The following is a 20,634-nucleotide window of genomic DNA, read 5'->3' as shown; positions in this document are numbered from 1 at the left end:
CTCAGCGGCTGCGGCCACCCTGCTGCGGCGTGCAGAAGCACTGCGCGTACATGCCGCGCGGATCGTTGAAGCCGGACAGCCAGCGCTCGATATCGGTCTGCGCGCTGATCGTCTGCAGCCAGCCGCGCATGCGCGCCGGCATCCAGGCCATGTGCGCCTGACCGTAGAAGCGCGACAGGAAGTCGAGCGCGAACTCGCGCTTCGGCGACATCTCCTGCAACTCGTAGTCGCCGGCCTCGATGCCGGCGAGCTTGGCCGCGGCGTCGGCGGCCTGCTGCAGACCGCCGATGTCGTCGACCAGGCCCAGGGCCTTGGCGTGCGCGCCGCTCCAGACGCGACCGCGGGCGATCTCGTTGACCTTCTCGACCGGAATGTCGCGCGCCTTCGACACGCCGCCGATGAAGTCGCGGTAGCCCTTGTCGATCTGCGCCTGGATGATGCGGCCGAGTTCGGCCGACAGCGGCCGGTCGATGCGCAGCGTGCCGGCCAGCGGCGTCGTGCCGACGCCGTCGGTGTGGATGCCGAGCTTGGCGAGACCGCGATCGATCGTCGGGATCATGCCGAAGATGCCGATCGAGCCGGTCACCGTCGAGTCGTGCGCGTAGATCTGGTCGGCGTCCATCGACACCCAGTAGCCGCCGCTGGCGGCGACCGTCGACATCGACGCGACGACCGGCTTACCGTCGGCCTTCAGCGCCTGCACCGCGCGACGGATCTGCTCGGAGGCCCAGACGCTGCCGCCCGGCGAGTTGACGCGCAGCACGACGGCCGAGATGTCGTCGTCGCGGCGCGCCTGGTCGAGCAGATCGGAAATGGTGTCGCCGCCGGCCTGGCCGACCTGGCCGGTGCCGTCGACGATCTCGCCCTGCACCGCAACCAGCGCGATCGTGTGCGTGTCATGGCCCTTGCCGCCCTTGAGCGCGCCCTCGCGCTCGACCGCCGACAGGTAGTCGAGATAGTAGATCTGCCGGAAGCTGCCGAGATCATCGTCGAAGCCGACGATCGCGCCCATGCGCTTGCGGAACTCCGCCTGCGTCTCGACGCTGCTCACCAGGCCGCTGGCCTTGGCATAGGCGGCCGGATCGCCGCCGTGCTCTTCGAGCCCCGTGGCGAAGCGGCGCACGTAGTCGTCGACCGCCGTCTCCGACAGCTTGCGGCCCTCGGCGACGCCCTTGCCGTAGTCCTTCCACAGATCGCCGAGCCAGTCGAGGTTGGCGGTGCGCGCGTCCGGCGACATGTCGTTGCGCGTGAACGGCTCGACCGCCGACTTGTACTCGCCGACGCGGAACACGTGCACGTCGACGCCGAGCTTGTCGAGGCCGTCCTTGAAGTAGTTGTTGTAGCTGCTGAAGCCCTCGATCGACAGGCTGCCCATCGGGTCCATCACCACTTCGTCGGCCTGCGCCGCGGCGTAGTAATAGGCCTGCTCGTACGAGGGGCTCCAGGCGATGATCTTCTTGCCGGCGGCGCGGAAGTCCTTCATCGCCGCCGCCAGCTCCTCGAGCTGCGGCAGGCCGGCGTCGGACAGGCCGTCGAGCTTGAGTACCGCGAACGGAATACGCGGATCGTCCTTGGCGGTCTCGAGCGCGTCGATCAGATCGCGCAGCGAGGACTGCGACGGCAGCTGGCCGTTGAGATTTTCGAGCAGGCGCTGGCTTGGGTCCTCGTCGATCTGCTCGACCAGCACGCCGCTCGGCGCGAGCACCAGCGGCGTGTTGTTCTCGATGCGCAGGCCGCCGTGGCCGCTGCGCATCAGGAACCAGATCGCCGCCAGCGAGCCGAGCACGAGCACGATCGTGATCAGCTTGAGAAAGCCGCTGACCAGCATCCACAGGAAATGAAACAGGCGGCCGAGCACCGAACGTCCGCGCACGGGGGTCTGGCTGTCGCTCATCGGCAAAATTCCTTTCGCGTGCTCAGACGCGCTTCATGACCACGGAACCGGCCGAGTAGCCGGCGCCGAACGCACACAGTACGGCAACGTCGCCGGGCACGAGATCGTCGTGATACTTGTGGAACGCGATCACCGAGCCCGCCGAGCTGGTGTTGGCGTATTCGTCGAGAATGACCGGCGCTTCCTCGATCGACGGATCGCGGCCCAGCACCTTGCGCGCGATCAGCTCGTTCATGTTGAGGTTGGCCTGGTGCAGGAAGAAGCGCTTGACCTGGCCGGGCTCGATGCCGAGCGCGCCGAGGTGCGCGCCGAGCAGTTCGGACACCATCGGCACCACTTCCTTGAAGACCTTGCGGCCTTCCTGGCGGAACAGCACGTCGTCCCACGGCCGCGGCGGCACCTCGCATTCGTTGAGGAAGCCGAAGTTGTTGCGGATGTTGCTCGAGAACTGCGTCGCCAGCCTGGTGCCGAGCACCTCGAAACGGGTCTTCGAGGCCGCGCCTTCGAGCGGCTCGACCAGCATTGCGGTGGCGGCGTCGCCGAAGATGAAATGACAGTCGCGGCTGCGCCAGTTCAGGTGACCGCTGCAGACCTCGGGATTGATGACCAGCACCGCGCGCGCGCTGCCCTGACGCACCGCGTCGACCGCCGCCTGGATGCCGAACGCCGCCGACGCGCAGGCCACGTTCATGTCGTAGGCGAAGCCCTGGATACCGAGCAGCGCCTGGATCTCGACCGACAGCGCCGGATAGGCGCGCGGCGGGTTCGAGCAGGCGACGATCACGAAATCGACGTCGGCCGCCGTGCGCCCGGCGCGCTCCAGCGCCTGGCGGGCGGCGGCGATGCCCATCTCGGCGAGCAGCGAGGGCTCGTCGTTGCTGCGCGTCGGCAGCCGCGGCCGCATGATGTCGAGGTCGAGCACGCCGGTCTTGTCGAGCACGTAGCGCGACTTGATGCCCGAGGCCTTGACGATGAATTCGCTGCTCGACGGTTGCAGCGGCACGGTCGTGCCGGCGGCGATCGCCTCGGCGTGCTCGGCGTTGTAGCGCTCGACGTAAGCGTTGTAGCAGGCCACCAGCTCGTCGTTGGAGATCGACTGCGCAGGCGTGAAGAGTCCGGTGCCGGTAATCGCGGCTTTGATCATGGCTTCAGGATGAGGGGTCCGTGGGATGGCGCCGATTCTACTCCACGCTCCAGCCGGCCCTGGCGATCGCCAGGTTCAGGGTGTCACGCACCTCGTGCTCGCGGCGGATCGACAGGTGCGAGCCCTGGTACCACTGCACCGGCACGTTCCAGTGACGGCCGAGTTCGAGCGGATGGCGCGGCACGACGATGCGGTCGCCGGTCGCGGCGACCACGAACAGCCGCTCGCGGGAGAGCAGCGGCGCCCGCGCCAGCGGCGACACCGGCTGCAGGACGCTGCGGTAGCGGGCCTCGTCGAGGCCGTGCTCGGCGTAGTACGCGCGATGCGCCGGCGGCGCCACGCTCCACAACGCGAACGCGAGGTCGATCACCGGAATCGCGGCAACGGCGAAATCGAGCTCGGCGTCGTAGCCGGACAGCAGCGCCGCGTTGTAGCCGCCGAGCGACACGCCGAACACGCCGACGCGCGCGCCGGGCTCGTTGGCGCGCAGCCAGGCCAGCGTGCGGCGCAGGTCCCACAGCGCCTGCGACTCGGCGTAGATCAGGTCCGACAGGTCACCGTCGAGATAGAGGTCGCCGGAGCGCAGGCCGGCGCGACGCGGACCGTGCAGCGGCAGCACCGGCTGGATGATGTTCAGGCCGAGCTTGTGATGCAGCCAGCCGGGCGAGAACAGGCTCAGGTCCATCCACGGCGAGCCCATGCGATAACCATGAATGCACATCAGCCACGGTCGCGGCTTGCCCGGATGGCGCAGCAGGCGCACGTGGCACTCGGCGTTGTTGGCGTAGCTCTTCCAGATCACCGCGTTCGGCAGTTCGCTGGGCGGCGCGTAGCCGCTGTCGAAGCGCAGCACCTCGTAGTCGTGGCCGAAGATGCGGCCGCGGTCGATGTACGTCTCCTCCGGCGCCGGCGGGGCCGGATGCATGGCCTGCGGATCGCGGTCCCAGCCGTGCTGGCGGATCGCGTCCTCCATGCGCAGCGAATCCTCACAGGTGCGCGACGCCTCCTGCCCGCTCGGAATGCGCGAGGCGCCGACGAAGTAGCCGAGCACGGCCTCGTCGATCGCCACCTTGAAGTCCATGCGCGTGGAAATCTCCGGCGGCGTCGCGCCCAGATACAGCGGCGCGCGGCGCAGCGCCGCGCGGCCGGACGCCAGGAAACTGGCGAACGACAGCAAGCCGGTGAAAAACGCCGTGCCGAAGTCGGCGACCCACCACGCCGGCAGCGTGAACAGCAGGCCGAACACGGCGCCGACCGACATCAGGCTGATCGTGCGCGGATCACCGGGCGTCAGCAGCAGGCCGATGCCGGACGCCAGCAGCAGCGCGCCGGGCACGATCGCCCAGAACAGCCAGGCGCCGCCGTCGTGCGCGAGCAGCCAGTACAGGCCGGCGACGATCGGCACCCAGCTCAGCACTTCCCACTGCTTGGGCTTGGGATATTCCATCCTTTCCTCTTCTTCGGTTGGCGCTTGGAGCCGAGGGACGCACCGCATCGCGGCCGGCGTCAGTGTAGGCGGGCCGGCCGCGGCATTTCGAGCGCCGCGACGGCCCCGGCAGCGTTCAGGTGAGAAGGCGCGACATCCACCAGACGCCGCCGGCCAGCGCCAGCAGCTGCACGCCCTGCGCCGGCCAGCGCCAGGCCCGCTGCCGGTGCTGCCCCCAGAACGCGAACGCGGCGACTAGCGTCAACGCCAGAAAGCTCAGCGTCATGTGCGTGACCAGACGCCACTCGCTGTGCAGGCGCGGCTCGTTGTCCATGTTGAAGGCGTACAGGATCCACACGACGCCGAGCGTCACGGCGAACGTCGCGGCCAGCGCCAGCATCACGGCATTGAAGATGTTGAGAGCCTTCATCCGCGGGCATCTTCCGGTTTGCGCCGGCGCACCGGCAGCGTCAGCAGCGGGAACAGCTCGCGGGCGATGCGCGGCTGCTTCATCGCGGTGCGGATCAGCAGACTGACGAAGCCGCGCAGGATGCGGTCGCGATTGGCGATCACGCTGCCGACCATCGGCACGCGGCGATTGTTGATGACGGTGACGTGATCGTCCGGCGCCGCGCCGAAGTTGAAGCGCACGGTCAGCTGCACGTCGAGCGGCTCGGCCGCGCGGCGCCGCCGGCGCTTCGTGCCTGCCTCCGCCTCTGCCTGCCCTTTGCGTATCATCCGTCGCGCCTCTCCAGACTTCGCCCCGCCCGCGTGACCGACCTTCGATGACCGAGAACCTGATCGTCTTCGCCCACGGCAAGGAAAGCGGCCCGTGGGGCACCAAGATCACGCATCTGGCGCAGACCGCGCAACGCCGCGGCTTCGCCGTCATCAGCCCGGATTATAGTCACACGCAGGACCCGCAGGCCCGCATCGCGCAGCTGCTCGCGCTGCGGCCGACGGCGCGGCGGCTGGTGCTGGCCGGCTCGAGCATGGGCGGCTACGTCTCGGCGATGGCCTGCGCCGCGCTGCAGCCGCAGGCCCTGTTCCTGATGGCGCCGGCGCTCTACTTCCCCTATCCCGGCTGGGACGGCGAGCCGCAGGGCATTCCGCCGCGCTGCAGCGTCGTGCACGGCTGGCACGACGACATCGTGCCGCTGGCGCAGGCGCAGCGCTTCGCGCTGCAGCATCGCGCCGCACTGCACGTGCTCGACGCCGGGCACACGCTGAACGACCAGCTGCCGATGCTCGATCTGCTTCTCGACCGCCTGCTCGCCGAGGTGCTCGCCGCATGAGCCGCGACGCCGCGCGGGCCGCGGCGTATGCGGGCGCGTGCTACGAAATTGATCTCGGTACGCAGCGTCTCGTGCGCCGCATCGGCCGGCGCGACGCCGGCGCCGACGCCGCGCTGCGCGCCGCCGGCTGCCGCCGGCACTGGTTCGTCGTCACGCCGTGCAATCCGGATTCGCGGCGGCTGCCGGACGCCGACAACGAGGCGCGGCTGGCACGCTTCGCGGCGGACCTCGCCGCACGCCACTGGGACACGCGGCCGAGTCTCGGGCGCGCCGACGACGGCCGCTGGCCGGAACCCGGCGCCTGCGTGTTCGATGCCGAGCCGGCGGCCGTCCTGGCGCTGGCGCGCGACTACGGCCAGGCCGCGTTCGTGCATGGCCGCCTCGGTGCGCCGCCGGCGCTGGTCTGGACGCGCTGAACGCAACATCGCCGCGCCGGCGATCGGCGCCGGCTCAGGCGCGCACGCAATCCTCGTGCGGCTCGACGCAGGCGAACACCCGGCCCGGCTGGTGCGCGAACTGCTCGAGCAGCCCGCTCAGCGTCGTGCCGGCATGCGCACGGCAGGCCTGCGAGAGGTGCGCCAGATCGTAGAAGCCGGTCTCGTGCGCCAGGTGCGTCAGGTTCCGCGCGGCGCGCAGGCGCATCAACGCGTGCTGGACGCGGATGCCGGCGACGAAGCGCCGCATCGACACGCCGATCTCGTCCTTGAACAGGTGCATCAGGCGCGAGTGCGACAGCCCGCTGGCGCTGACCAGCGGCGACGGATCGAGGCGGGCCGGCCGCGCCTCGCGCAGGCGCCCGGCGATCGCGTCGATGCGCGGATCGAGCGGCCGCGCCGCCGACCGCGCGCCGCCGAGACCGAGGCCGAGCAGCGTTTCCTGCAGCAGGCGATCCGCCTCGGCGCAGCCGGACGCGCGCAGGCTCAGAAAGTCGAAGCACCGGCGCGCGATGTCGATGCAGTCCGGGTCCGGCAGCACCACGCGGTCGGCGCCGAGCAGCGGCGCGAGGTGCTGGCGGTAGGCGGGCTGATCGGGATCGACCTGCAGCGCCAGCAGCGGCCCTTCGGCGTGCAGGCTCTGCTCGACGTCGGGCGCCACGACCGCGGCGCGACAGCGCAGCGACCGCCCGGCGACGTCGAGCCGGAACGGTGCATCGACGCCGATCAGCACCGACGCGCCGAGATGGCGGTGCGGCGCATTGAACAGCGACGGCACGGCCAGCAGCACGTGGCCTGGCCACAGATAAGCGGAACGCACGGTTCTGATCCCTGAAGAACTGGCATCGCACGGTTCCCTTCGTGCGACCGAGCGCGGATTGATAGCGAATCCGCGGCGCAGCGGCATTGGCCGCCGCAGCAGGTGCATACAAGACACGGGCCAAGGCGGCTGCGGAGAATCCGGATGTTGCGCCCGCATGACGGCGGCGCATGTCTACGGATCAGCGATTCAAGGGGGAACGCAGGATGCGTCGTATCGGGGTTTCCATTTTCGTGCTGGCCGCGCTGCTCGCGGGTTGCGGGACCAGCGATGGCGTGTCGGTGGCCGATGCCGAAGCGGGCGGCGGCGCGGGCAGCACGACCGGCGACAGCTCGGGCGGCACGACCGGCGCGACCACCGGCGACAGCGGTTCGGGCAGCGGCTCGACGGCAGCCGGCTTCCCGGATCAGGAAAAGGTCTGCCACTTCGACGCCGACCGCGAGCAGGAGCGCGCGGCGTCGGCCACGCGCTTCGCGACGCCGCGCGTCAGCGCGATGCGCGTCAACGGCACGCAGGTCTGGTCGGCCGGCGGCACCGCGGCGCCGACGCTGCAGCCCGGCGATATCGTCACGCTGCTCGGCAGCGGCTTCGGCGCCGGACCGGACATCGACTTCGCCAAGCTCATGCTCGGCAACACGCGCGTGCTCGAAACCGATCTGCAGATCTACGAGCAGGAGCTGAACATCCTCACCGAGGTGAACTACGAGATTCCGCAGATCCGCAGCACCTGGGACAAGGACATCCTCGCCTGGACCGACAGCGAGATCCGCTTCCGCGTGCCGGCGCACGCCAGCAGCGGCCCGCTGAAGCTGCAGATCCAGAAGCGCACCGGCTACCTGCAGTCGCTGACGCAGCCGGGTCAGCCGCTGGAGATCATCGACGCCCAGCAGTTCCGCATCACCGACGCCTCGTTCCCGTACGGCTGCGATGTGGTGTCGACGCTGAGCACCGAGGCGCGCGCGATCACGCCGATCGCCGTCACCGTCAACAACCCGCAGTTCGCGACGATGCGCGATCACGGCCGCGCGATCTTCTGGTCGTACGACTACAACCTCGGCCTCTCGCACCACTTCCGCAAGCTCGACTGGACGGCGATCCTGGCCGGCGACGCCATCGATCCGGTGACCCAGCAGAAGGCGGACCCGCTCGCACTGTTCGCCGCCTACCCGATCAAGACCGACGAAGTCCCGCCGGAAGCGTACGAGGACTACTACTTCGATCCGTATCCGCAGAAGAACCCGATCCCGGGCCTGCTCGCGATCGGTCCGCAGGCGACGTCCGGCAACACCTTCTCGTCCGGCTGGGTCGGCTACCGCTACGCCGAATCGGTCGATCCGTTCACCGGCAAGGGCGCGTGGGTCGGCTTCAACTGCGCGTCCTGCCACGGCTACCGCATCGCCTACGAGGATGCGCCGGGTCATCACGTGACGCGCGTGTTCCCCGGCCTGCCGAACCCGGGCTGGTCGCTGAAATGGGCGGTGCTCGGCAACCGGCTCGGCCCGACGTTCGACGGCATCGTCACGCGCGAGGCGACGCCGCCGTGGTCGAGCGACTCCGACCAGGCCAAGATCGACCGCACGACGCTGGTCTACCTGAACCCGCCGGGCACCGGCGAGCACACGCTGATCCGCCAGTCCGACGAAGGCAGTCTCTACGACAACGACTACCAGTTCTCGCCGATCGCGATCCCGAACGTCACCAATCATCTGCCGATCCGCCGCTCGCTCTCGCACACCGAGTCCTACGTCGGTTTCGAGGGCTCGTACATCCACGCCCAGGAACCGGACGGCGCGCTCGGCTCGATGGACGCCGACTCGCTGCGCGCGCTGACCGCGTACATGACCACGCTCGACGCCGACGACGGCACGCTGATCGACGTCGGCCTGTACCGCTGGCTGAAGTTCCGCGGCAAGCTCGCTGCGCAGACCGGCAGCGACAGCGTCCAGGAAGGACAGTTCGTGCAGAAGGGCTGGCAGGCGTATTCCGGCGTCGCGTCCGCGGTCGCCACCGGCAAGAAGGCCTTCGACCGCGATTGCGGCGCGTGCCACAACGATGCGCTCGGCGCCAACAGCAACGAGCGCATGTTCCGCCTCGACGAGGTCGGCCGCTTCTTCGAGCCGACCGTCTACCAGCGCGACCTGCAGTCGATCCGCGCGACCTTCCTGCGCAACGAGTACTGGGTGCAGTCGCGCGGCCTGCTGACCGACGGCCACGTGCGCAACCTCGAAGACCTCGTCGACCCGGATCGCTGCACCGAGGGCACCGCGCTCTACGACCAGTACTACACGCTGCACGAACCGCTGCGGCCGGCGCCGGGCTCGGCCGACCAGCCGACGCCGGCCCCCGACCTCAACCGCAAGGGCGACGTCTTCCGCGTCTACCGCGAAACGTCGAAGCTGCCCGGCGATACCGCGGCGCAGCGCAACCGCTTCGTCGAGCGCCACAAGTACTTCGTGACCGTGCCCTGGGACGCCGACCACTACTACTGGGACTACCAGAAGATGCGCCGCGAGTACGGTCCGAGCGAGATGGGCACGCCGGGGCCGATCGGCCTGCCGGCCGCGCCGCACCCGTGGTGCGCCGCCAGCAGGAACGACATCGACGCGCTCGTCGAGTACGTGCTGACGCTGTGAGCGCGGCCCGGCGCCGCGGGGCGGCTCAGTCCGCCTTGCGGTCGCTGTGGCCGAGATCGCGCTGCGGCGCGATGCGGTCGCGGATCGCCTGCTTGAGCAGCGGCAGGTCCGGAAAGCCGCGATCGCGCGCGCGGTCGGCGAGCAGCTCGCCGTCGAGCCGCACGCGGAACGCGCCGCCGCTGCCGGGTTGCAGCGCGACCTCGGCGAGCTCGTCCTGGAAGGTCGTCAGCAATTCCTGCGCGACCCAGGCGGCGCGCAGCAGCCAGCGGCACTGCGTGCAGTATTCGATCTCGACGCGCGGCCGGGCGCTCACGCGGCACCCTCGCCGCGCCGCGGCCAGGGCTGATAGGCGTGGAATTCCGGCGGCATGCGCCGCGGCCGGCCGCTCTTCATGTCGACGCAGACCCAGTGCGTCTGGCCGCGCAGCACGGTCTTGCGGTCGCTGGCGCGCACGATCTGGTAGCGCCGCCACATGCTGAGGCGGAAGTCGTTCTCGTGTACCCAGGTCGCCAGCCACAGCTGGTCGCCGGCGAAGGTCGGCGCCAGATAGTCCAGCTCGTGGCGCCGCGCCACGCAGCCGGCGCCGAGCGCGCCGTAGGCGGCGAAGTCCAGGCCCAGGCTCACCGAATGCCCCCAGGCGACCTGCTCCAGCCAGGACAGGTAGACGACGTTGTTGGTATGGCCGAAAGCGTCGAGGTGCTCGGCGCCGACGAGCACGGTCTGCGTGTACGGACGTTCGACATCCCACACGGTATCGAGGGCCGGATCGGCGATCGGGCCCGGCGGATCTGCGTGATTCATGCGCGGGAGATTAGCGGATCGACCGTGTGCCGGCATTGCGGCGGCGGCCTTCCGTTCGTACAATTTCAATCCGTACTGATTTGGTCTTGATTGTCCGTGTTGAAGCTCAGCCGCCTTGCCGACTACGCCACCGTCCTGATGACGGCGGTCGCGCGCGCGCCGCAGCGGACGCACACCGGCCAGGAACTCGCGGACCGCACCCGCATCCCGCTGCCGACGGTCGCCAAGCTGCTCAAGGTGCTCACCAAGGGCGGACTGCTCGAATCGCTGCGCGGCGCCCATGGCGGCTACCGGCTCGGCCGCGCGGCCGAGCAGATTTCGGTCGCCGACATCATCGGCGCGCTCGAAGGGCCGATCGCGGTGACCGCCTGCGCCGGCCACGGCAGCGAACCCTGCAGCATCGAGACGGACTGTGCGACGCGCGCCAACTGGCGCCTCATCAACACGGCGATCCACCAGGCCCTCGCCGCGGTGACGCTGGCGCAGATGGCGCAAGGCGCCGCCGCCGCGGCCCGCACGCCGCCGCCCCAGGAATTCCCGCTGATCCGGGCCTGACCGGATCCGCCCCAACGGATAGCGACCTCATGGCAGCCAATCCCTCCGACATCCCGGTCCCCGCCGAGGGGATCGAAGCGCTGGTCCAGAACCGCAAGTACGCGGCCGGCTTCGTCACCGACGTCGAGTCCGAGCGCATCGCGCCGGGCCTGAGCGAAGACGTCGTGCGCCTGATCTCGGCGAAGAAGCAGGAGCCCGAGTGGCTGCTCGAATTCCGCCTCAAGGCCTTCCGCCGCTGGCTGTCGATGCGCGAGCCGCACTGGGCGCATGTCGAGCACCCGCGCATCGACTTCCAGGCGATCACCTACTGGTCGGCGCCGAAGTCGATGGCCAACCGGCCGAAATCGCTCGACGAGGTCGACCCGAAGCTGATCGAGACCTACAACAAGCTCGGCATCCCGCTCAAGGAGCAGGAAATGCTCGCCGGCGTGCAGAACGTCGCCGTCGACGTCGTGTTCGACTCGGTCTCGGTCGCCACCACCTTCAAGCAGAAGCTCGCCGACGCCGGCGTGATCTTCTGTCCGATCTCCGAAGCGGTGCGCGAGCATCCGGAGCTGGTGAAGAAGTACCTCGGCAGCGTCGTGCCGTTCGGCGACAACTACTACGCGGCACTGAACTCGGCAGTGTTTTCCGACGGCTCGTTCGTGTTCGTGCCCAAGGGCGTGCGCTGCCCGATGGAACTGTCGACCTACTTCCGCATCAACGAGCGCAACACCGGCCAGTTCGAGCGCACGCTGATCATCTGCGAGGACGACGCCCAGGTCTCCTACCTCGAAGGCTGCACTGCGCCGCAGCGCGACGAGAACCAGTTGCACGCGGCGGTCGTCGAGCTGGTCGCGCTCGACCGCGCCGAGATCAAGTACTCGACCGTGCAGAACTGGTATCCGGGCGACGAGAACGGCGTCGGCGGCATCTACAACTTCGTCACCAAGCGCGGCGACTGCCGCGGCCGCGCCAGCAAGATTTCGTGGACGCAGGTCGAGACCGGTTCGGCGATCACCTGGAAGTACCCGAGCTGCATCCTGCGCGGCGACGACTCGGTCGGCGAGTTCTACTCGGTGGCGTTGACCCATCACCGCCAGCAGGCCGACACCGGCACCAAGATGATCCACCTCGGCCGCAACACCAAGTCGACGATCGTCTCCAAGGGTATTTCCGCCGGTCACGGCCAGCAGGCCTACCGCGGCCTGGTACGCGTGCTCGAAAAAGCCGAAGGCGCGCGCAACCACACGCAGTGCGACTCGCTGCTGATCGGCGACCAGTGCGGCGCCCACACCTTCCCGTATACCGAGATCCGCAACCCGACGGCGATCATCGAGCACGAGGCCACGACCTCGAAGATCGCCGACGACCAGCTGTTCTACTGCCGCGCGCGCGGCATCGGCGAGGAAGACGCCGTGTCGATGATCGTCAACGGCTTCTGCAAGGACGTCTTCAAGGAACTGCCGATGGAGTTCGCCGTGGAAGCGCAGAAGCTGCTGCAGGTTTCGCTGGAAGGCGCGGTGGGATGAGCCGGGGTTGTCGACGATTGCCTTGAATGGCAATCGGCGCCGGCGAACGCGCGGCCATGGAGCGTTTGCAACGGCGAGGAGCGACTCGATGTCGCTACGAGGTAAGCAAACGCCGGGCCGGGGCCGGATCAGGAACCGAAGTCGCGCCATGGACGGCCTGCCGGCGCGAAAACAGACAACGCGAAAGGCGGGTTGCACCCGCTCTACGCCTGAGTTGGAACGAGAGATGAGCCAGTTACTGCAAATCGAAAATCTGCACGCCGAAGTCGCCGGCAAGGAAATCCTCAAGGGCCTGGACCTCGCGGTGAACGCCGGCGAAGTGCACGCGATCATGGGTCCGAACGGCGCCGGCAAATCGACGCTGTCGAAGGTGCTGGCCGGTGCCGAGGACTACGTCGTCACCGCCGGCACGATCCGCTACCAGGGCCGCGACCTCGCCGCGCTGTCGGCCGAACAGCGCGCCGCGCACGGCATCTTCATGGGCTTCCAGTACCCGGTCGAGATTCCCGGCGTCAGCAACATGATGTTCCTCAAGGCAGCGCTCAACGCGCAGCGCAAGGAACGCGGCGAGCCGGAACTCGATGCCGGCGACTTCCTCGCCTGGGTCCGCCACCGCGTCAAGCAGATGAAGATGGACCCGGCGATGCTCTCGCGCGGCGTCAACCAGGGCTTCTCCGGCGGCGAAAAGAAGCGCAACGAGATCCTGCAGATGCTGGTGCTCGAACCGCGGCTGATGGTGCTCGACGAAACCGACTCCGGCCTCGACATCGACGCGCTGAAGATCGTCGCCGACGGCATCAACGCGATGCGCTCGCCCGAGCGCGCGACCATCCTCGTCACGCACTACCAGCGTCTGCTCGACCACGTGCAGCCCGACGTCGTGCACGTGCTCGCCGCCGGCCGCATCGTCAAGAGCGGCGGCCCGGAGCTCGCGCGCGAGCTCGAGGAAAAGGGCTACGGCTGGCTGCAGCAGGCGGCGTGATGACGATCCACGCATCCTACGGCGAAGCCTTCGAACGCTTCGCGGCGGCGCTGCCGGCCACGGAACGCGCCGCCCGCGCCGCCGCCTTCGATACATTCGCGCAGCGCGGCCTGCCGGACGACGGCATCGAGCGCTGGCACTACACCAATCTGCAGCCGTTCGCGGCACAGCCCGTGCACCTCGCGCTCGCAACGGCCGCGCCGGATCTTTCGGCCTGGCGGCTCGACGGCTGCGACGAGCACGTCTGGATCAACGGCCGCGCGCTGAACGACGCCGCCGCGCCGGCGCCGCTGCCGAGCCTCGATGCGCATGCCGGCCTCGCCGGTCTGCACCGCGCCTTCGCGACGCCGGGCCTGCAGCTGACGGTGCCGCGCGACGTGCGGCTCGACCGCCCGCTGCACGTGCTGAGCGTATCGGACGCCCGCGAGGCCGGCGAGATGTTCCACCTCGCCCACCGCATCCGCCTCGAGCGCGGCGCGCAGGCGCTGCTCATCGTCCAGAACATCGGTCTGCCGGGCGCCACGCGCTTCTCGACGCAGAGCCTGTCGATCGAACTCGCCGAAGGCGCGCAGCTGACGCTGGTGCGCGTGCAGGACGAAGCCCGCGGCACGACGCACTGGCTGCAGACCGCGGCCGACGTCGGCCGCGACGCGCGGCTCGACGTCGTCAACGTCGACCTGCCCTGTGAAACCGCGGATCCGATCCCCGGCGAAGCCGCAGCCGCCAAAGCGAGCGGCACGCTGATCCGCAGCGACTGGCGCGTCAAGCTCGCCGCGCCGGGCGCGCATGCCGAGCTGTCCGGCCTGTTCGGCGCCGACGGCCGCGTGCACCTCGACAACCAGTACGAGATCGACCACGCCGCGCCGCACGGCACCAGCCGCCAGTGGTTCCGCGGCCTCGGCTTCGGCCCGAGCCAGGCGATCCTGAACGGCCGCGTCGTCGTGCAGCGCGGCGCGCAGAAGACCGATTCCGAACAGCGCATCGCCAATCTGATGCTGGCCAAGGGCGCCGAGATCGACGCCAAGCCGGAACTGGAGATCTACGCCGACGACGTCAAGTGCGCGCACGGCGCCAGCTGCGGCCAGCTCGACGATGCGGCGGTGTTCTACCTGCGCGCGCGCGGCGTGCCGGAAGCGCAGGCCCGCGCACTGCTGATCTACAGCTTCATCAACGACGTGCTGGCGCGCGTGCCGCATGTGGCGCTGCGCCTGCGCCTGGCGCGCCGCATCACGGCGCGGCTCGGCGCCGGCCTCGATCTTTCCGAAGCGACGCTGAGCGGAGCCGCCGCATGAACGCTGCCGCCCCGCAGCCGCTGGATCTCGACGCGATCCGCGCGCAATTCCCGATCCTCACGCAGAAGGCGCGCGGCAAGCGCCTCGCCTACCTCGACAACGCGGCGACGACGCAGAAGCCGGAGGCGATGCTGCAGGCGATCGACCACTACTACCGCACCTCGAACGCCAACGTGCACCGCGCCGTGCACGAGCTCGCCGAGCGCGCGACGCTCGCCTACGAGGGCGCGCGCGACCGCATCGCGGCGTTCCTCAACGCGCCGCGCGAGCAGATCGTCTTCACGCGCGGCACCACCGAGAGCATCAACCTGGTCGCGCGCAGCTACCTGCAGCCGCGTGTGCAGCCCGGCGACGAAGTGCTGCTGACCGGCATGGAGCACCACTCGGACATCGTGCCCTGGCAGCTCGCCGGCGCGAAGACCGTCGCCGCGCCGGTCGACGACCGCGGCGCGCTGATCTTCGAGGAGTGGCTGCGGCTGTTCTCGCCGCGGACCCGGCTGGTCGCCGTCGCGCAGATCTCGAACACGCTCGGCACCATCAACCCGATCGCCGACATCGTGCGCGAGGCGCATGCGCGCGGCGTGCCGGTGCTGGTCGACGGCGCCCAGGGCATCGCCCATCTGCCGACCGACGTGCGCGCGCTCGACGTCGATTTCTACGCATTCTCGGCGCACAAGCTCTACGGCCCGACCGGCTTCGGCGCACTGTACGCCAAGCGCGAGCATCTCGAAGCGATGGACCCGTGGCAGGGCGGCGGCGACATGATCCGCACCGTCGCCTTCAGCGGCAGCACCTGGAACGAGGTGCCGTACAAGTTCGAGGCCGGCACGCCGGACATGGCCGGCGCGGTCGGCTGCGCGGCGGCGATCGAGTGGCTGGACGCGCTCGGCGTCGAACGCGTCGCCGCACACGAGCACGCGCTGCTCGAATACGGCACGCAGCGCCTGCAGGAAGTGCCGGGCCTGCGCCTGATCGGCACCGCGCCGCACAAGGCCGGCATCCTGTCGTTCGTGATGGACGGCGCACACCCGCAGGACATCGGCACCATCCTCGATCTGGAAGGCGTGGCGATCCGCACCGGCCACCACTGCACGATGCCGTTGATGGAACGCTTCGGCGTGCCGGCGACGGCGCGCGCCTCGCTCGCCGTCTACAACGGCGCGGACGACATCGATCAGCTCTACGCCGCGCTGATGAAGGTGCACAAGCTGTTCTCGTGACGACGCGCCGGGCGGCACCGGCGCCCGCGCGCGCCGGCCGCCGGACCGGCGCGCCGCACGGCGCGCGAGCGCACGGCTGACCAAGATCAAGATGCGGCGCGGCCCGCGGCGCTAGGCTTGGCGCACGCTGTCCACCCTTTCCGTGTCTTCGCCGCATGCCGCCGCCAGGCGGCGGCCGGATCGGTGCTGTCGACAGCGGCGGCGCATGCGCGCGTGAAAATCCGCGACGCAGACGTCCATCGCCTGCAAGGATCGCTGATGTCGCACGACGCTCTCGACGCTTTCTTCCGCCCCGCCTCGGTCGCACTGATCGGCGCCTCGACCCGGCCCGGCTCGGTCGGCGCGCTGGCCGCGCGCAATCTGCTCGACGGCGGCTACGCCGGGCCGGTGATGTTCGTCAATCCGCGTCACACCGAGATCGGCGGACGTCCGGTCTACGCCGACGTCGCGAGCCTGCCCCAGACCCCGGCGCTCGCCGTCATCGCCACACCGCCGGCCACGGTGCCCGGCCTGATCGCGGCGCTCGGCGCGCGCGGCACGCGGGCGATCGTCGTCATCACCGCCGGCTTCGGCGAACTCGGCGAGCAGGGCAAGGCGCTGCAACGCGCCGCCGTCGATGCGGCGCGGGCGCACGGCGCCCGCCTGATCGGACCGAACTGCCTCGGCCTGCAGGCGCCGGCGATCGGCCTCAACGCCAGCTTCGCGCAGCTGCTGCCGCCACCCGGCCGGCTCGCCTTCGTCAGCCAGTCGGGCGCGATGGCAACCGCCCTGCTCGACTGGGCCGCCCCGCGCGGCATCGGCTTCTCGCAGCTCGTCTCGCTCGGCGACATGGCCGACGTCGACTTCGCCGACCTGCTCCGCTACCTCGCCGACGAACCGGGCACGCAGGCGATCCTGCTCTACATCGAAGGTCTGCGCGAAGCGCGCGGCTTCATCGAGGCCGCGCGCGCGGCGGTGCTGAACAAGCCGGTGATCGCGATCAAGGCCGGCCGCCGCGCCGAAAGCGCCAAGGCCGCGGCCTCGCACACCGGCGCACTCGCCGGCGCCGATGCCGCCTACGAGGCGGCGTTCCGGCGCGCCGGCATCCTGCGCGTGCGCGACACGCTCGACCTGTTCGACGCGGCGCAGACGCTGGCCTGCACCGGCGCGCAACGCGGCGAACGCCTGGCGATCCTGACCAACGGCGGCGGCCCCGGCGTGCTCGCGAGCGATGCGCTCGCCGACGCCGGCGGCCGGCTCGCGACACTGGCGCCGCAGACGCTGGCGCGCCTCGACGCGGCGCTGCCGCCGACCTGGAGCCACGGCAATCCGGTCGACATCATCGGCGACGCGTCGAGCGCGCGTTACCGCGAAGCGCTGGCCGCGCTGCTCGACGATGCCGACGTCGACGCCGTGCTGGTCATCAACTGCCCGACCGCGGTCGGGCATCCGCTGCAGGCGGCGCAGGCCGTTGCCGAGGTCGTGACGCAGGCGCAGCCGCAGCGGGACGATCGCAACGTGCTGGGCTGCTGGCTCGGCCGGCATTCGGCGGAAGCGGCGCGGCGCGTGCTCGTCGAGGCCGGCATCGCCGGCTACGAAACCCCCGAAGAAGCCGTGCGCGGTTTCATGCAGCGCGTGCAGTACCGCCGCCGCCGCGATGCGGTGCAGGCGCCGGTCGTCGCGCAGCCGTACACGGACATCGACACCAGCGCCGCCGGCCGCGCCATCGACGGCGCGCTCGGCGCCGCGCGCGAATGGCTCGACAGCGAGGAGGTCGACCGCCTGCTCGGCGCCTGGCGCATCCCGGTGCCGGCCTTGCGCATCGCCGCCGACGTCGACGCGGCGGTCGCCGCGGCCGCGGCGATCGGCTATCCGGTCGCGCTGAAGATCCGCTCGGCGCAGATCACGCACAAGACCGACGTCGGCGGCGTCGCCCTCGGTCTGGCCGACGCCAACGCGCTGCGCCGCGAAGCGGCAGCGATGCTCGAACGCGTACGCGCCGCGCGTCCCGACGCGCAACTCGCCGGCTTCACCGTGCAGGCCATGGTGCGACGCCCGCAGGCCTTCGAGCTGATCGTCGGCGTCACGCGCGATCCGAGCTTCGGGCCGCTGCTGATGTTCGGCCACGGCGGCATCGCCGTCGAAGTGCAGCAGGACAGTGCCATCGAGCTGCTGCCGCTCGACGCCGCGCTGGCCCGCGCACAGATCGCGCGCACGCGCATTTACAAGCAGCTGCAGGGCCTGCGCCGCCAGCCGCCGGCCGATCTCGACGGCATCGTCGACGTGCTGCTCCGCGTCGCGGCGATGGTCACCGCGCATCCGCAGATCGGCGAGCTCGACATCAATCCGCTGCTGGCCGACGCGCGCGGCGTGCTCGCCCTCGACGCGCGGGTCAGGGTCGCCGCGCCGCCGGATTGAAGGACCGCGCTAGCCTTCGTCGCCGGCCGGCCGCTCGTCCTGCATCCACAACAGCGCCTGTCCGAGGTGCAGCGCCAGCGCCAGCACCGTCGGCCCGATGAAGACGCCGGCGACGCCGAACGCCAGTACGCCGCCGATCACGCCCATGAAGGTCAGCGCGAACGGCAGATGGCTCGAACGGCTGATCAGGAACGGCTTGATGACGTTGTCGACCGAGCTGATGCCGAAGAAGCCGTAGACGACCATGAACAGCGCCCAGCCCGGCTGATCCTGACGGAACAGCCAGAACGCGGCGGCGCCCCAGATCAGCGGCGGCCCGACCGGCGCCATCGACAGCACGAAGGTCAGCGCGCCGAGCAGGAACGGATTCGGCACGCCGGCGATCGCGAAGCCGATCGTCGCCACCATCGCCTGCGCCAGCGCGGTGCCGATGACGCTGAACATCACGCCGGTCACCGTGCGCTGCGCGATCTCCAGCAGCGTGCGCCCGCGCTCGCCGGCGATGCGCAGGGCGAAGGCGCGCAGCGCCGCCGCCAGCGCCACGCCGTCGCGGTAGAGGAAGAACAGCAGCAGCGCCGAGAACAGCGCCTGGCCGAGCCCGAGTCCGAGCGCGCGTCCGCCGAGCAGCGCCAGCCGCCGCGCCGGATCGACGAAGCGCCCGGCCAGTTCGGCGATGCGGTCGCCGCCCGAGCCGAGCCCGTGCAGCCAGGCGCGCAGCGGCTCGCCGAGCAAGGGGATGTGCCCGAGCCAGGCCGGCGGCTCCGGCGGCCCCGAGGTTCGCCATTCCTCGATCAGCTTCAGCAGCCACAGCGCCGCGTCGCCGAGCGAGATGACCAGCATCGCCGTCGGCACGATCACGACCAGCGCGACGACCACGCAGGCCAGCAGGCTGGCAATGGTGCGCTGTCCGCCGAGCCGGCGCAGCAGCCAGACGTAGGCCGGCCAGGTCGACACCGAGATCGCGACCGCGAACAGGATCGCCGACAGGAACGGCCGCAGCACGAACCAGCAGACCAGCACGAGCAGCAGTGCCAGCGCCATGCGCGCCAGTTGCTCGAAACGAAGGACGTCAGCGTTCGCCACGAAGGGTTGTTCCGTGATGGAGGGGAGCCTGGAAAGCGCCGGCCGGCCGATTATGCGGCATCGTCGCGCGGGCGCCATGACACCGCCCGGTCGCGCCGCGGCGCCGCCGCGCGACGCGCAGGGCCGGCATCATCGCCGCCGAGCATGCCGCGCCCGGCCGGACGCTAGCGCGCCGCCAGCAGCACGATCGCCGGCACGGTCAGCGCCAGACCGGCGAAGTTGACGCGGCTCAGGCGCTCGCGGAAGACGACGAGGCCGACCAGCGTGCCGAGCGCGACGACGCCGAGATTCATCGCCGTGAACACGCGCGCCGGATCGTCGGCCAGCGCGCGGTGCGCGCGCAGGTAGAAGAGGATGTTGCCGAAGTTGAGCGCGCCGAGCGCGAGCCCGGCGATCAGGCTGCGCACCGTCAGCGGCGGCCCGCCGCGCCAGCGCCGCCCGCCGGCGATCAGCGCCGCGACGACGAAGGCCAGCGCGAACACGCGCAGCAGCGATTCGCCGAGCGGCAGACCGGCCGCCGCGACGCGCTTGAGCAGCACGTCGATCGCGCCGAGCCCGGCGAATACCAGCAGCGGATAGAACCAGGCGCCATGGCCGTCGCCGGCCGCGCCGCGGCCGTCCTTCCAGACCAGCGCCAGCAGCGCCAGCAGGCCGAACGCGATGCCGAGCAGCAGCCGCGGCGTCGCCGGTTGCCCGAACACAGTGAATGCGGCGAGCAGCGACAGCAGCAGCGACAGGCGCTGGGCGACGTCCGAGCGCACGATGCCGGCATGCCGCACCGACGCGCCGAGCGCGAGGAAGATCGCCGGCAGCAGCACGCCGAGCGCGATCAGTTCCGGCCACGGCGTCGCCGGCGGCGCCGGCGCTGCTGCCGCCGGCCGCAGCAGCACCGAGCTGAGCAGCGCCGCCACGACATAGTTCGCCGCAACCATTTGCGGGATATCAAGCCGGCCGCGCGGCGCGAGCTTGAGCAGCACGGACACCAGCACGCTGCAGGCGACCGCGAGAGCGATATGGAACATGGCGAGGAAATCGGACCGGGGAAACGGGAAACGCGCGCGGCGCGGCGGGCGGACGGGCGGACGGGCGGACGGGCGGACGGGCGGACGGGGCGCGTAGCTTAGACCGTGCGGCGCGCTCCTGCGGC

Annotated in this window: 19 protein-coding genes; 9 read left to right on the top strand and 10 right to left on the bottom strand. The window is 70.4% G+C overall.

All coding sequences use genetic code 11. The annotated features are described in order from the left end of the window. Nucleotide 1: 1 nt before the first annotated feature. From sppA to K343_RS0108520, 5 genes are all read right to left on the bottom strand, one after another. Complete coding sequence (sppA, locus tag K343_RS0108540) at nt 2-1,894, bottom strand: signal peptide peptidase SppA (RefSeq protein ID WP_028007709.1); 1,893 nt, start codon at nt 1,892-1,894, stop codon at nt 2-4. A 22-nt stretch (nt 1,895-1,916) separates the two neighbouring features. Further along, nucleotides 1,917-3,038 (bottom strand): beta-ketoacyl-ACP synthase III, encoded by a 1,122-nt coding sequence (locus K343_RS0108535; protein ID WP_028007708.1) that lies wholly within the window; start codon nt 3,036-3,038, stop codon nt 1,917-1,919. A gap of 37 nt (nt 3,039-3,075) precedes the next feature. Further along, a complete protein-coding gene (locus K343_RS0108530) occupies nt 3,076-4,485 on the bottom strand; it encodes an alpha/beta hydrolase family protein (RefSeq protein ID WP_028007707.1) in 1,410 nt (469 codons plus the stop codon). A gap of 115 nt (nt 4,486-4,600) precedes the next feature. Further along, the gene (locus K343_RS0108525; protein ID WP_028007706.1) at nt 4,601-4,894 is read right to left on the bottom strand and encodes a hypothetical protein; all 294 of its coding nucleotides are present in this window, start codon (nt 4,892-4,894) and stop codon (nt 4,601-4,603) included. Next, the gene (locus K343_RS0108520; RefSeq protein ID WP_028007705.1) at nt 4,891-5,202 is read right to left on the bottom strand and encodes a hypothetical protein; all 312 of its coding nucleotides are present in this window, start codon (nt 5,200-5,202) and stop codon (nt 4,891-4,893) included. Before K343_RS0108520 ends, K343_RS0108525 begins: the two co-directional genes overlap by 4 nt. Nucleotides 5,203-5,249: 47 nt before the next feature. Here K343_RS0108520 and K343_RS0108515 point away from each other — a divergent pair, with 47 nt between their 5' ends. Both K343_RS0108515 and K343_RS23330 read left to right on the top strand, forming a co-directional pair. Further along, nucleotides 5,250-5,759 (top strand): YqiA/YcfP family alpha/beta fold hydrolase, encoded by a 510-nt coding sequence (locus K343_RS0108515; protein ID WP_028007704.1) that lies wholly within the window; start codon nt 5,250-5,252, stop codon nt 5,757-5,759. Beyond that, the gene (locus K343_RS23330) at nt 5,756-6,175 is read left to right on the top strand and encodes a DUF3293 domain-containing protein (protein WP_051278072.1); all 420 of its coding nucleotides are present in this window, start codon (nt 5,756-5,758) and stop codon (nt 6,173-6,175) included. Before K343_RS0108515 ends, K343_RS23330 begins: the two co-directional genes overlap by 4 nt. 34 nt (nt 6,176-6,209) lie before the next feature. Here the strand turns inward: K343_RS23330 and K343_RS0108505 are convergent, their stop codons facing one another. Continuing rightward, nucleotides 6,210-7,013 (bottom strand): AraC family transcriptional regulator, encoded by an 804-nt coding sequence (locus tag K343_RS0108505; protein ID WP_161628867.1) that lies wholly within the window; start codon nt 7,011-7,013, stop codon nt 6,210-6,212. A gap of 206 nt (nt 7,014-7,219) precedes the next feature. Here K343_RS0108505 and K343_RS21450 point away from each other — a divergent pair, with 206 nt between their 5' ends. Next, complete coding sequence (locus K343_RS21450) at nt 7,220-9,646, top strand: hypothetical protein (RefSeq protein ID WP_154662486.1); 2,427 nt, start codon at nt 7,220-7,222, stop codon at nt 9,644-9,646. A gap of 25 nt (nt 9,647-9,671) precedes the next feature. Here the strand turns inward: K343_RS21450 and K343_RS0108495 are convergent, their stop codons facing one another. Next, nucleotides 9,672-9,959, bottom strand: coding sequence for an Rdx family protein (locus K343_RS0108495; protein ID WP_043112331.1), 288 nt, complete (start codon nt 9,957-9,959; stop codon nt 9,672-9,674). Then, complete coding sequence (locus tag K343_RS0108490) at nt 9,956-10,447, bottom strand: acyl-CoA thioesterase (RefSeq protein ID WP_051278071.1); 492 nt, start codon at nt 10,445-10,447, stop codon at nt 9,956-9,958. The genes K343_RS0108495 and K343_RS0108490 overlap by 4 nt, the downstream gene beginning before the upstream one ends. 96 nt (nt 10,448-10,543) lie before the next feature. Between K343_RS0108490 and K343_RS21445 the strand changes: the two genes are divergently transcribed. The 6 genes from K343_RS21445 to K343_RS21440 all read left to right on the top strand — a co-directional run bounded on the left by K343_RS21445 (nt 10,544) and on the right by K343_RS21440 (nt 18,404). After that, on the top strand, nt 10,544-11,002 hold the full coding sequence (locus K343_RS21445; protein ID WP_043112330.1) for an SUF system Fe-S cluster assembly regulator: 459 nt from the start codon (nt 10,544-10,546) through the stop codon (nt 11,000-11,002). Nucleotides 11,003-11,031: 29 nt separating this feature from the next. Beyond that, nucleotides 11,032-12,513 (top strand): Fe-S cluster assembly protein SufB, encoded by a 1,482-nt coding sequence (gene sufB, locus K343_RS0108480; protein ID WP_028007700.1) that lies wholly within the window; start codon nt 11,032-11,034, stop codon nt 12,511-12,513. A gap of 226 nt (nt 12,514-12,739) precedes the next feature. Beyond that, the gene (gene sufC, locus K343_RS0108475) at nt 12,740-13,495 is read left to right on the top strand and encodes a Fe-S cluster assembly ATPase SufC (RefSeq protein ID WP_028007699.1); all 756 of its coding nucleotides are present in this window, start codon (nt 12,740-12,742) and stop codon (nt 13,493-13,495) included. Further along, nucleotides 13,495-14,787, top strand: coding sequence for a SufB/SufD family protein (locus K343_RS0108470; RefSeq protein WP_028007698.1), 1,293 nt, complete (start codon nt 13,495-13,497; stop codon nt 14,785-14,787). The genes sufC and K343_RS0108470 overlap by 1 nt, the downstream gene beginning before the upstream one ends. Further along, the gene (locus K343_RS0108465; protein ID WP_028007697.1) at nt 14,784-16,007 is read left to right on the top strand and encodes a cysteine desulfurase; all 1,224 of its coding nucleotides are present in this window, start codon (nt 14,784-14,786) and stop codon (nt 16,005-16,007) included. The genes K343_RS0108470 and K343_RS0108465 overlap by 4 nt, the downstream gene beginning before the upstream one ends. 258 nt (nt 16,008-16,265) lie before the next feature. Continuing rightward, a complete protein-coding gene (locus K343_RS21440) occupies nt 16,266-18,404 on the top strand; it encodes an acetate--CoA ligase family protein (protein ID WP_043112397.1) in 2,139 nt (712 codons plus the stop codon). 9 nt (nt 18,405-18,413) lie between these two features. Here K343_RS21440 and K343_RS0108455 read toward each other — a convergent pair whose 3' ends face one another. Both K343_RS0108455 and K343_RS0108450 read right to left on the bottom strand, forming a co-directional pair. After that, on the bottom strand, nt 18,414-19,487 hold the full coding sequence (locus tag K343_RS0108455; RefSeq protein ID WP_028007696.1) for an AI-2E family transporter: 1,074 nt from the start codon (nt 19,485-19,487) through the stop codon (nt 18,414-18,416). Nucleotides 19,488-19,651: 164 nt separating this feature from the next. After that, nucleotides 19,652-20,509 (bottom strand): hypothetical protein, encoded by an 858-nt coding sequence (locus K343_RS0108450; RefSeq protein WP_028007695.1) that lies wholly within the window; start codon nt 20,507-20,509, stop codon nt 19,652-19,654. Between the last annotated feature and the right edge of the window lie 125 nt (nt 20,510-20,634).

The organism is Solimonas flava DSM 18980 (assembly GCF_000426685.1).
GTDB lineage: Bacteria > Pseudomonadota > Gammaproteobacteria > Nevskiales > Nevskiaceae > Solimonas > Solimonas flava.
This window is presented reverse-complemented; position numbering and strand designations above follow the sequence as displayed.

Excerpts from the sequence above, each read along its gene's own strand:
- sufB (WP_028007700.1), top strand. The coding sequence starts at position 11,032 with ATGGCAGCCAATCCCTCCGACATCCCGGTCCCCGCCGAGGGGATCGAA.
- K343_RS0108470 (WP_028007698.1), top strand. The coding sequence starts at position 13,495 with ATGACGATCCACGCATCCTACGGCGAAGCCTTCGAACGCTTCGCGGCG.
- K343_RS0108490 (WP_051278071.1), bottom strand. The coding sequence starts at position 10,447 with ATGAATCACGCAGATCCGCCGGGCCCGATCGCCGATCCGGCCCTCGAT.
- sppA (WP_028007709.1), bottom strand. The coding sequence starts at position 1,894 with ATGAGCGACAGCCAGACCCCCGTGCGCGGACGTTCGGTGCTCGGCCGC.
- K343_RS0108515 (WP_028007704.1), top strand. The coding sequence starts at position 5,250 with ATGACCGAGAACCTGATCGTCTTCGCCCACGGCAAGGAAAGCGGCCCG.
- K343_RS0108525 (WP_028007706.1), bottom strand. The coding sequence starts at position 4,894 with ATGAAGGCTCTCAACATCTTCAATGCCGTGATGCTGGCGCTGGCCGCG.
- K343_RS0108530 (WP_028007707.1), bottom strand. The coding sequence starts at position 4,485 with ATGGAATATCCCAAGCCCAAGCAGTGGGAAGTGCTGAGCTGGGTGCCG.
- K343_RS21450 (WP_154662486.1), top strand. The coding sequence starts at position 7,220 with ATGCGTCGTATCGGGGTTTCCATTTTCGTGCTGGCCGCGCTGCTCGCG.
- K343_RS23330 (WP_051278072.1), top strand. The coding sequence starts at position 5,756 with ATGAGCCGCGACGCCGCGCGGGCCGCGGCGTATGCGGGCGCGTGCTAC.
- K343_RS0108520 (WP_028007705.1), bottom strand. The coding sequence starts at position 5,202 with ATGATACGCAAAGGGCAGGCAGAGGCGGAGGCAGGCACGAAGCGCCGG.
- K343_RS0108450 (WP_028007695.1), bottom strand. The coding sequence starts at position 20,509 with ATGTTCCATATCGCTCTCGCGGTCGCCTGCAGCGTGCTGGTGTCCGTG.
- sufC (WP_028007699.1), top strand. The coding sequence starts at position 12,740 with ATGAGCCAGTTACTGCAAATCGAAAATCTGCACGCCGAAGTCGCCGGC.
- K343_RS0108535 (WP_028007708.1), bottom strand. The coding sequence starts at position 3,038 with ATGATCAAAGCCGCGATTACCGGCACCGGACTCTTCACGCCTGCGCAG.
- K343_RS21440 (WP_043112397.1), top strand. The coding sequence starts at position 16,266 with ATGTCGCACGACGCTCTCGACGCTTTCTTCCGCCCCGCCTCGGTCGCA.
- K343_RS0108465 (WP_028007697.1), top strand. The coding sequence starts at position 14,784 with ATGAACGCTGCCGCCCCGCAGCCGCTGGATCTCGACGCGATCCGCGCG.